Genomic DNA, 10,182 nt, shown 5'->3' with positions numbered 1-10,182 from the left:
TCCAACCACATCGGAACATCGACATGGCAGGGAGGCAGCCCGTGAACGACGACGGGAACGCAAGCGAGCCCCAGGTCGGCCAGGCGCGCACGGGGGTCTGGTTCGTCGGAGCCCGCGGATCGGTGGCCACCACGGCCGTCGCCGGATGCGCGGCGGTCACCGCCGGACTGCATCCGCCGACCGGCATGGTCACCGAGACACCGTCGTTCACCGGCACCGGACTGCCCCCCCTGCCCTCCCTCCTCTTCGGCGGCCACGACACCGCCGCCTGCCCACTGCCCAAGCGAGCCGAGCACCTCACCGAGGCGGGCGTCCTCCCGCACGGCCTCGTGCCCGCCGTCCGCGGTGAACTGGCGTCGGCGGACCAGGAGATACACCCCGGCGGCCCACTCGCCGGAGACACCCGCACCGACGAGGAACTGATCACCACCTTCGCCGCCGACCTCACCTCCTTCCGCGACAGACACCGCCTCGCACGGGTCGTCGTCGTCAATGTCTCCTCCACCGAACCGCTGCCGGGGCCGGACGCCGTACGACTGCCGCCCAGCTCCCTCTACGCGGCCGCCGCCGTCCGCGCCGGCTGCCCCTACGTCAACTTCACCCCGTCCACCGGGCTGCGCACCGCGGCCCTCACCGACGCCGTCGCGGCCAGTGGACTTCCCCACGCGGGCCGTGACGGCAAGACCGGCCAGACCCTCCTCCGCTCCGTGCTCGCCCCGATGTTCGTACAGCGCGCCCTGTCCGTACGGGCCTGGTCCGGGACCAACCTGCTCGGCGGCGGAGACGGAGCGGCACTCGCCGACCCCGCCGCCGCGGCCGCCAAGAACGCCGGCAAAGAGCGCGTCCTCGCCGACGCCCTCGGCCACAGCCCCGAGGGCGAGGTCCACATCGACGACGTCCCCACGCTCGGCGACTGGAAGACCGCGTGGGACCACATCGCCTTCGACGGCTTCCTCGGCTCCCGGATGGTCCTCCAGACGATCTGGCAGGGCTGCGACTCGGCACTCGCCGCGCCGCTGGTCCTGGACCTGGCCCGCCTCGTCGCCCGCGCCCACGAGGCGGGCATCTCCGGGCCGCTCCCCGAACTCGGCTTCTACTTCAAGGACCCGGACGGCGGACCTTCGGGCCTGTCCGAACAGTTCACCGCGCTGCTGTCCTTCGCCGACCGCCTGCGGGAGACCCGGTGATCCGCTCCCTGCTCGCCCGCCTCGCGCCCCCGGCCGCCACTGCCGCCGACGGGGCTCGGCCCGACCACCTGCGGCCCCGGGGGAGTGCGACCCTGCGGGACTGGGCCGAACTGCTGCGCGTCTCCGCCCTGTTCACCGTGCCAGGTGACGCCCTCGCGGGCGCCGCGGCGGCCGGGCTGCGCCCGAACCGGGGCACAGCACTCGCCGTGGGCGCCTCGCTGTGCCTGTACGAGGCGGGCATGGCGCTCAACGACTGGGCCGACCGCGAAGAGGACGCGCTCGACCGGCCGCACCGCCCCCTCCCCTCGGGCCGTATCACCCCGGGCGCGGCGCTGACGGCGGCCGGGGCCCTCACCGCGGCGGGCCTCGCCCTCGCCTCTCGCGCGGGCCGTCCCGCCCTGGCCGTGGCCACGGCCCTGTCCGCGACGGTGTGGGCGTACGACCTCCGCCTCAAACACACCAAGGCCGGCCCGGCGGCAATGGCGACGGCCCGCGGCCTGGACCTCCTGCTGGGCGCGACGGCAACGTTGTCCGCCATGCCCCTGCCCACCCGCAGCGCCCCCGGCCCCCGGCCGAAGGCGCCGGGCCGCGAGGCCTCCGGGCCGCCTGCCATGCCCTCGCTGCGGGCGCTGCCCGCGCGCAGCACCACCGGCCCCCGGCTCGCAGCGCAGGGGCGCGAGGCAACCCGCTCGGGTCGTGATGCCTCCCTGCCGCCTGCCATGCCCCCGGTCCGGGTCCTGCCCATGGGCAGCACCATCGGCCCCCGGCCCGCAGCGCAGGGTCGTGATGCCTCCCTGCCGCCTGCCACGCCCCCGGTCCGGGTCCTGCCCACGGGCAGCACCACCGGCCCCCGGCCCCCCGCGCCCGGGCGCGGGGCAACCCGCTCGGGTCGCAACACCTCCAGGCCGCCCGCCCGACCTGCCCACCGGGGGACCGCCGTGGGCGCGCCCCCGCCGGGAACCGACGGTGTCCGCCCGTGCGGCACGTCCGGGGCAGCCCGGCCCGGGGACCATGCGCCGTGGGCGCGCCCCCGCCGGGAACCGACGGTGTCCGCCCGTGCGGTGCGGCGCGCGGCTGCCGCCGGGGGATCGGGGGCGGAGTCCCCTGGGTCCCGTCAGGGTTTGGGGGAGGGGTGGGGGGGGGGATTCTCCGCACCGGCCGCGACCGGCCGCGCCGCCGACCCGGTTCCGCCGGGCGCTGTCCGGGTGTCTGCGGCCGCTGCGGCCGGTGTGGTGGGGCGCGTGGCTGCCGCCGGGGGGTCGGGGGCGGAGTCCCCTGGGTCTCGTAGGGGACTCTCCACGCCGTCGGCCGCGACCGGCCGCGCCGCCGACCCGGTTCCGCCGGGCGTCGTCCGGGTGACCGCCGCCGCGATCCGTGCGGTGCGGCGCGTGGCTGCCGCCGGGGGATCGGGGGCGGAGCCCCCAGGGTCCCGTCAGGGTTTCGGGGCGGGGTGGGGTGGGGGACTGCCCACGCCAACCCACGCCGCCGCCGCGCTCGCCGCGCACACCTACGCCGTCACCGCCGTCTCCCGGCACGAGGCGCACGGCGGTTCGACGCTCACGCCGCTGGCGGCGCTGGCCGCCACGGCCGTAGTGGGCGCCATGGTGGGGCAGCCTCGGCATCGCCTCGGCGAACCGGGAGCCCCCGGCTGGCGTGCCGTGAGCGCAGTCGCCCCCGTCCTGCTCACCGCCGCCTACCTCCGTACCGCCGCCACCCCGTACCTCCACGCCGCCCTCAATCCCTCACCGCCCCTCACCCAGCGCGCCGTCGGCGGCGGAATCCGGGCCGTGATCCCGCTCCAGGCAGCCCTCGCCGCCCGGTCCGGCGCGAACGTCACGGCTCTCGCCGTCATGGGGCTCGTACCGATCGCCTGCCGGCTCGCACGAAAGGTCAGCCCCACATGACCCGCCACCCCGGCGGACTCCGCCTCGGCTACGGCACCAACGGGCTCACCGACCTGCGCCTCGGCGACGCCCTCGCCCTCCTCGCGGACCTCGGCTACGACGGCGTCGGGCTGACCCTCGACCACATGCACCTCGACCCGCTCGCCCCCGACCTCGCCACCCGCACCGCCCGCGTCGCGCGCCGACTCGGCGAACTCGGCCTCACCGCCGCCGTCGAGACCGGCGCGCGCTACGTCCTCGACCCCCGCCGCAAGCACGGACCCTCCCTCCTCGACCCCGACCCCGACGGCCGCGCCGCCCGCACCCGGCTGCTGCTCACCGCCGTCGACGTCGCCGCCGCCCTCGGCGCACACGCCGTGCACTGCTTCAGCGGCATCACCCCTCCCGGCACCGACGCCGACACGGCCTGGAAGCGTCTGGAGGAAGGTCTCATGCCCGTGCTCGACGCCGCCGCGGCGGCCGGCGTACCCGTCGCGATCGAGCCCGAGCCGGGTCACCTGCTCGCCACCCTCGACGACTTCCACCACCTGCGTACCGCGCTCGGCGACCCGGCGCCGCTCGGTCTCACCCTCGACATCGGCCACTGCCAGTGCCTCGAACCCGCGCCCCCCGCCGACTGCATCCGCGATGCCGCCCCCTGGCTGCGGCACGTCCAGATCGAGGACATGCGCCGCGGCGTCCACGAGCATCTCCCCTTCGGTGACGGAGAGATCGACTTCCCTGCCGCCCTCGACGCCCTCGCCGCCACCGGCCACCAGGGCCTCACCGTCGTCGAACTGCCCCGCCACTCCCACGCGGGTCCCGAACTGGCCCGTACCTCCATCGAGTTCCTGCGCACCGCGCGCAGGCCCCGCACGAAGGGAACACCGGCATCGTGACGCCCGCACCGGTACCGACCCGCAAGGAACTCGAGGAACTGCTCGACGACGGCGCCCGTGACTGGCTCGGCGACGCCCTCGCCGAGGCCGCCCGGGCCGCCGCCGCACCCCCGGCCGCGTCGTCCCCGTACGCCGCGCACACCTGGGAACTGCGGTTCGCGGCGGCCGGCCGGCACTGCGGGCACGCGCACGCCGACGCCGCCCGCACCCTGATCCTCGGCGAGGCACGCGCCGGCCTGGACACACTCACCCGCCTCTACCAGCAGGGCAGCGCCGCCGAACGCCGCGCCGTGCTCCTCGCCCTGCCCGCGCGAGTCCGCGGACCGCAGGCCCTGCCGCTGATCGACGACGCGCTGCGCACCAACGACACCCGGCTCATCGCGGCCGCCGTCGGCCCCTACGCCGCCGCCCACCTCGATCCGCACGGCTGGCGGCACGCGGTCCTCAAATGCCTCTTCACCGGCGTCCCCACCGACGTCGTGGCAGGACTGGAGCGACGCGCCGCCGGCGACGCGGAACTGGCCCGCATGCTCACCGACTTCGCCGTCGAGCGCACCGCCGCCGGCCGTGACGTCCCCCACGATCTCGGTCGCGTGCTGACCCTGACCGGCCAAGAGCCCGAGGAGCTGTGATGCGTATCTTCGACCCCCATATCCACATGACCTCCCGCACCACCGACGACTACGAGGCGATGTACGCCTGTGGTGTCCGCGCCCTGGTGGAGCCGTCCTTCTGGCTGGGCCAGCCCCGCACCTCCCCGGCCGCGTTCCTCGACTACTTCGACGCCCTGCTCGGCTGGGAGCCCTTCCGCGCCGCCCAGTACGGCATTGCGCACCACTGCACCATCGCCCTCAACCCCAAGGAGGCGAACGACCCCCGCTGCACGCCCGTCCTCGACGCCCTGCCCCGCTATCTCGTCAAGGACGGTGTCGTCGCCGTGGGGGAGATCGGCTACGACTCGATGACACCGGCCGAGGACACCGCGCTGGCCGCACAGCTCCAGCTGGCCGCCGACCACGGTCTGCCCGCCCTCGTCCACACCCCGCACCGGGACAAGCTCGCCGGACTGCACCGCACCGTCGACGTCGTCCGCGAGTCGAACCTGCCCACCGAACGGGTGCTGCTCGACCACCTCAACGAGACCACCGTCGAGCACGCCCTCGACAGCGGCTGCTGGCTCGGCTTCTCCGTCTATCCCGACACCAAGATGGACGAGGACCGCATGGTCACGATCCTGAAGACGTACGGAACGCACAAGGTGCTCGTCAACTCGGCCGCCGACTGGGGCAGGAGCGACCCGCTCAAGACCCGCAAGGTCGCCGACGCGATGCTCGCCGCCGGGTTCACCGAGGACGACGTCGACCAGGTGCTGTGGCGCAACCCGGTCGCCTTCTACGGCCTCAGCGGCCGGCTCCGGCTCGACGTGTCCGCCCCCGAAGCACTCCACGAAGGCAACTCCCTCCTCCGCGGCGGGGAATGAGAGGAGAGCCGTCGATGCGCTTCCGCCATCCCGACGGGTCCACCGTCCACCTCTCCTACTGCACCAACGTCCACCCCGCCGAGACCCTCGACGGCGTCCTCGCCCAGCTGCGCGACCACAGTGAACCCGTCCGCAGACGGCTCGGCAGGGACCGGCTCGGCATCGGGCTGTGGCTCGCCAGGGACGCGGCCCGCACACTGGTCGACGACCCGGCCGCGCTGCGCGGCCTGCGCGCCGAACTGGACCGCCGCGGACTGGAGGTCGTCACCCTCAACGGCTTCCCCTACGAGGGATTCGGCGCCGACGAGGTCAAGTACCGCGTCTACAAGCCGGATTGGACCGACCCCGAGCGCCTCGCCCACACCACCGACCTCGCCCGCCTCCTGGCCGCCCTGCTGCCCGACGACGTCACCGAGGGCACCGTCTCCACCCTGCCACTCGCCTGGCGGACCGGCTTCGGCCCGCGGGCGGCCCGCGCCGCACGCGCCGCGCTGACGACGCTCGCCGAACGGCTCGACGCCCTTGAGGAGCTGACCGGCAAGTCCATCCGTATCGGCCTCGAACCGGAACCGGGCTGCACCGTGGAGACCACCGCCGACGCCATCGGTCCCCTCACCGACGTCGGAGCGCCGGACCGTCTCGGCGTCTGCGTCGACACCTGCCACCTCGCCACCTCCTTCGAGGAACCCCGCGCCGCACTCGCCGGGCTCGCAGCGGCCGGCATCACCGTCCCCAAGGCCCAGCTGTCCGCCGCCCTGCACGCCGAGCACCCCCACCTGCCCGAAGTGCGCGACTCGCTCGCCGCGTTCGCCGAGCCGCGTTTCCTGCACCAGACCCGTACCCGCACCGCCGCCGGGCTCCGCGGCACCGACGACCTCGCGGAAGCCGTCGGCGGTGCCGCGCTCCCCGACGGCGCCCCGTGGCGGGCCCACTTCCACGTGCCCCTGCACGCGCCGCCCGCCCCGCCGCTCACCTCCACCCTGCCCGTGCTCCAGGACACCCTGACCCGGCTCGTCGGCGTCCCCCGGCCCCTCACCCGCCACCTCGAGGTCGAGACCTACACCTGGCAGGCGCTGCCGCCTGAGCTGCGGCCCCGCAACCGCACTCAGCTCGCCGACGGCATCGCCGCCGAACTCACCCTGGCCCGCGACCTGCTGACCGACCTCGGCCTCAGGGAACTGCCGTGAACGACACGCGCCGCCCCACCCCGCTCCTTGTCCTGGACGTCGTCGGTCTCACCCCCAGGCTCCTCGACCACATGCCGCACCTGAAGGCGCTCGCCGCCGCTGGCTCCCGGTCGGCGCTGGCCACCGTGCTGCCCGCCGTCACCTGCGCCGCCCAGTCCACCTTCCTCACCGGCACCCTCCCCGCCGAACACGGCATCGTCGCCAACGGCTGGTACTTCCGCGAGCTCGGCGACGTCCTGCTGTGGCGCCAGCACAACGGCCTCGTCTCCGGCGACAAGATCTGGGACGCGGCCCGCCGCGCCCACCCCGGATACACCGTCGCCAACATCTGCTGGTGGTACGCCATGGGCGCCGACACCGACATCACCGTCACCCCCCGCCCCGTCTACTACGCCGACGGACGCAAGGAGCCCGACTGCTACACCCGGCCGACGGCCCTGCACGACGAACTGACCCAGAAGTTCGGCACGTTCCCGCTGTTCCACTTCTGGGGGCCGGGCGCCGACCTCGCCTCCAGCCGGTGGATCGCGGACGCCACCCGCCACATCATGCGCAGCCGCCACCCGCACCTGACCCTGTGCTACCTGCCGCACCTCGACTACGACCTGCAACGCTACGGTCCCGACGACCCCCGCTCGCACCGGGCGGCCGCCGACCTCGACACCGTGATCGGCCCCCTCCTCGACGACGCGCGCCAGGAAGGCCGCACCGTGGTGGCCCTGTCGGAGTACGGCATCACCCGCGTCAGCCGCCCTGTCGACATCAACCGCGCCCTGCGCCGTGCGGGCCTGCTCGAAGTCCACACCCAGGACGGCATGGAGTACCTCGACCCGATGGCCTCACGGGCCTTCGCCGTCGCCGACCACCAGCTCGCCCACGTCTACGTCCGCCGCCCGGAGGACCTCGAAGTCACCCGTGAGGTCCTGAAGGACCTCCCCGGCGTCGACGAGCTCCTCGACGACGAGGGCAAGAAGGCTCACGGCCTGGACCATCCCCGCTCGGGGGAGCTCGTCGCCGTCGCCGACCCCGACGCCTGGTTCACGTACTACTACTGGCTCGACGACGCCCGGGCTCCCGACTTCGCGCAGCTCGTCGAGATCCACCGCAAACCCGGTTACGACCCCGTCGAGTTGTTCATGGACCCCGAGGACCCCTATGTGCGGTTGAAGGCCGCCAAGGCGGTGGCCCGCAAGAAGCTCGGCATGCGCTATCGCCTCGCGGTCGTGCCCCTGGACCCCTCACCGATCCGCGGCAGCCACGGCCGCCTCCCCATGAGCGACGAAGAAGGGCCGCTCATCCTGTGCTCCACCCCCCGCGCCCTGTCAGGCCGCACCGCGGCCACCGAGGTGAAGTCGCTGCTGCTCCGGCTCGCCGGCCTCGGCTGAGGCAGCAGGACGCTTCCGCATCCGCACCCCCGTGACACGAGAGAGAATCACCGTGACCGCCTTCAACGACGACTCCCGCACCGGCGAAGCGCTGCGCCGCACACTCGGCGTCAGCCGCCGCCGCTTCCTCAGCACCTGCACCGCCGCCGCGGCCGCGGCGATCGCCGCCCCGGTGCTCGGCGCCTCACCGGCCCTGGCCCAGGTGGAACAGGGCGACAGAGAGGCGGGCCACGGGCCCGCCCTCGTCCCGCCGCACAAGCGCGGCATCATCCTCTACACCGTCCGTGACGCCACGGGCCGCGACCCGATGTCCACGGACCTGCCGTCCGGCTTCCGCGAGGTCTTCCACGAGCTGTCGCGTTACGGCTACCAGCAGGTGGAGTTCGCGGGATACCGCCAGCACGCGGGCGCGCCCGGCGGCGCGAACCTGGAGACGGTCCAGGGGGCCAGGCTGCTGCGCTCCTGGCTGGACGAGTACGGCCTGCGCGCACAGGGCAACCACGGCTTCATCCCGTCGTCGTGGCCGCTCACGCCGTCCGACGTCGACACCTTCAAGCGCCACCTGGAGATCGCGAACATCCTCGGCATGGCGCACATGGGCACCGGAGGCGACCCCACCGGCAGCTCCTACCGGTCGGACTGGGACGCGGCGGCCGACAAGTGGAACGCGCTCGGCGCGATCGCCCGCAGCGAGGGCGTCAAGCTGTACACGCACAACCACGACTCCGCCTACGGCTTCCTGCTCGACGGGGGACCGCTCGACGCGTTGGGCCGGCCGACCCGCAGCTCCGGCCTCCGCAAGCTGGAGTACTTCCTCAGGAATACCGACCGGCAGTGCGTCTGGCTGGAGATGGACATCTTCTGGGCGCACGTGGCGCAGTACAAGTTCCACACCTACACCGCCCACGACGGCTCGCAGCAGAGGAACGTCTTCGATCCGGCCGCGCTCGTCGCGGCGAACAACCTGCGCTACCCGCTGTTCCACGCCAAGGACGGCACGGTCAACACGCAGAGCGGGCAGGGCTACGACATGGTGCCGTTCGGCACGGGCGACATCGACTACCGCGCGTTCTTCTCCCGCGTGGGTGCGAAGCACTACCACAACCCGATGGTGGAGCAGGACAACGCGCCGAGCTCCACCGACCTCGGCCAGTCACTGGACCACGCCCGCATCGGCTACGACAACCTCGCGGCCCTGCGCACCCATCGCTGACCGCACGGCCCAATGCCGCCCGGTGGAGAACTCCACCGGGCGGCCCGGCTGTTGTGCCCGGAAAGACGCTACCGACCAGTAGTAAGAATGTCGCCTGCCGTCCATCATTAAGCGCGAGCATGTCAACCCGTTCGGTCGATCATGGCCGAACGGGCTCCCTGAGCCGCCTCCCCACCCAGGAGAACCCCCCATGCATGCACGCATCTGGACGGTCTGTACGACCGCGACCGCAGCCGCCCTGACCTTCGTCGCGGCCCTGCCCGCCGCCACCGCTCACGCGGGCACCCCGGCCACGACGACAACCACCGTGCGGACGCAGAGCGTCGACTACGACACCTGGCTGCGCGATGTCGCCGTCGTCGTCGCCGAGGCCCGCCCCTGGATCGAGCAGCGCACGGCGAACGCCGGAGGCGAGAAGCAGGCGATCGTCCTCGACATCGACAACACCTCGCTGGAGACGCACTTCCACCCGTTCTGGGAGCTGCCCACCCCGGCCATCGCCCAGATGCGCGACCTCGCGCGCTACGCCGACTCCCGCGGCGTCGCCGTCTTCTTCGTCACCGCGCGCCCCGGCATCATCCACTCCCTCACCGACTGGAACCTGAAGAAGACCGGCTACCCGGTCGACGGCCTGTACGTGCGCGACCTGCCCGACCTCTTCGACGAAGTCAGCGCCTACAAGACCGAGAAGCGCGCCGAGATCGAGGCCAAGGGCTACACGATCATCGCCAACATCGGCAACAACACCACCGACCTGGTCGGCGGCCACGCCGAGCGGACGTTCAAGCTCCCCGACTACGACGGCCAGTTGTCGTAAGCACCCCTGCACGCGGTCGGGTGGCCGCGGTGACCGGTCTCCCGGCCGCCGCGGCCACCACCCGTGGCCCCGCCGGAACGCCGGCTCAGCCCATTCCCGGCTGATCGGCTGCGGATTGGCCATGATCGGCC

The 10,182-nt window shown here is 73.5% G+C and carries 9 protein-coding genes; all 9 read left to right on the top strand.

The genetic code is table 11. From position 1 onward, the window contains the following. Nucleotides 1-23 precede the first annotated feature (23 nt). The 9 genes from ACH5AF_RS13735 to ACH5AF_RS13695 all read left to right on the top strand — a co-directional run bounded on the left by ACH5AF_RS13735 (nucleotide 24) and on the right by ACH5AF_RS13695 (nucleotide 10,051). The gene (locus tag ACH5AF_RS13735) at nucleotides 24-1,187 is read left to right on the top strand and encodes an inositol-3-phosphate synthase (RefSeq protein WP_398901801.1); all 1,164 of its coding nucleotides are present in this window, start codon (nucleotides 24-26) and stop codon (nucleotides 1,185-1,187) included. After that, on the top strand, nucleotides 1,184-3,091 hold the full coding sequence (locus ACH5AF_RS13730) for a UbiA family prenyltransferase (protein WP_398901799.1): 1,908 nt from the start codon (nucleotides 1,184-1,186) through the stop codon (nucleotides 3,089-3,091). Before ACH5AF_RS13735 ends, ACH5AF_RS13730 begins: the two co-directional genes overlap by 4 nt. Further along, nucleotides 3,088-3,969 carry a sugar phosphate isomerase/epimerase family protein gene (locus tag ACH5AF_RS13725; protein WP_398901798.1) on the top strand — a complete coding sequence of 294 codons (882 nt, stop codon included), beginning with the start codon at nucleotides 3,088-3,090 and terminating at the stop codon, nucleotides 3,967-3,969. Before ACH5AF_RS13730 ends, ACH5AF_RS13725 begins: the two co-directional genes overlap by 4 nt. Continuing rightward, nucleotides 3,963-4,601, top strand: coding sequence for an EboA domain-containing protein (locus ACH5AF_RS13720; protein ID WP_398901916.1), 639 nt, complete (start codon nucleotides 3,963-3,965; stop codon nucleotides 4,599-4,601). Before ACH5AF_RS13725 ends, ACH5AF_RS13720 begins: the two co-directional genes overlap by 7 nt. Beyond that, entirely contained in the window at nucleotides 4,601-5,449 is an 849-nt protein-coding gene (locus tag ACH5AF_RS13715) for a TatD family hydrolase (RefSeq protein WP_398901797.1), read from the top strand. The genes ACH5AF_RS13720 and ACH5AF_RS13715 overlap by 1 nt, the downstream gene beginning before the upstream one ends. A gap of 14 nt (nucleotides 5,450-5,463) precedes the next feature. After that, entirely contained in the window at nucleotides 5,464-6,636 is a 1,173-nt protein-coding gene (gene eboE, locus ACH5AF_RS13710) for a metabolite traffic protein EboE (RefSeq protein WP_398901796.1), read from the top strand. Continuing rightward, a complete protein-coding gene (locus ACH5AF_RS13705) occupies nucleotides 6,633-8,021 on the top strand; it encodes a nucleotide pyrophosphatase/phosphodiesterase family protein (RefSeq protein WP_398901795.1) in 1,389 nt (462 codons plus the stop codon). Before eboE ends, ACH5AF_RS13705 begins: the two co-directional genes overlap by 4 nt. A 52-nt stretch (nucleotides 8,022-8,073) precedes the next feature. Beyond that, nucleotides 8,074-9,234, top strand: a complete 1,161-nt coding sequence (locus ACH5AF_RS13700) for a sugar phosphate isomerase/epimerase family protein (RefSeq protein WP_398901915.1) — start codon at nucleotides 8,074-8,076, stop codon at nucleotides 9,232-9,234. 190 nt (nucleotides 9,235-9,424) lie between these two features. Further along, entirely contained in the window at nucleotides 9,425-10,051 is a 627-nt protein-coding gene (locus ACH5AF_RS13695; RefSeq protein ID WP_398901794.1) for an HAD family acid phosphatase, read from the top strand. The last annotated feature ends 131 nt before the right edge of the window (nucleotides 10,052-10,182 follow it).

Source organism: Streptomyces sp. NPDC018833, assembly GCF_044390825.1.
In the GTDB taxonomy this organism is placed as follows: Bacteria; Actinomycetota; Actinomycetes; order Streptomycetales; family Streptomycetaceae; genus Streptomyces.
Note: the sequence above shows the minus strand (reverse complement) of the source record. Positions and strands in the feature narration are given on the sequence as shown.

What these genes read in the sequence shown, in the direction of transcription:
- ACH5AF_RS13735 (WP_398901801.1), top strand. Translation starts at nt 24, where the DNA reads ATGGCAGGGAGGCAGCCCGTGAACGACGACGGGAACGCAAGCGAGCCC.
- ACH5AF_RS13725 (WP_398901798.1), top strand. Translation starts at nt 3,088, where the DNA reads ATGACCCGCCACCCCGGCGGACTCCGCCTCGGCTACGGCACCAACGGG.
- ACH5AF_RS13715 (WP_398901797.1), top strand. Translation starts at nt 4,601, where the DNA reads ATGCGTATCTTCGACCCCCATATCCACATGACCTCCCGCACCACCGAC.
- eboE (WP_398901796.1), top strand. Translation starts at nt 5,464, where the DNA reads ATGCGCTTCCGCCATCCCGACGGGTCCACCGTCCACCTCTCCTACTGC.
- ACH5AF_RS13695 (WP_398901794.1), top strand. Translation starts at nt 9,425, where the DNA reads ATGCATGCACGCATCTGGACGGTCTGTACGACCGCGACCGCAGCCGCC.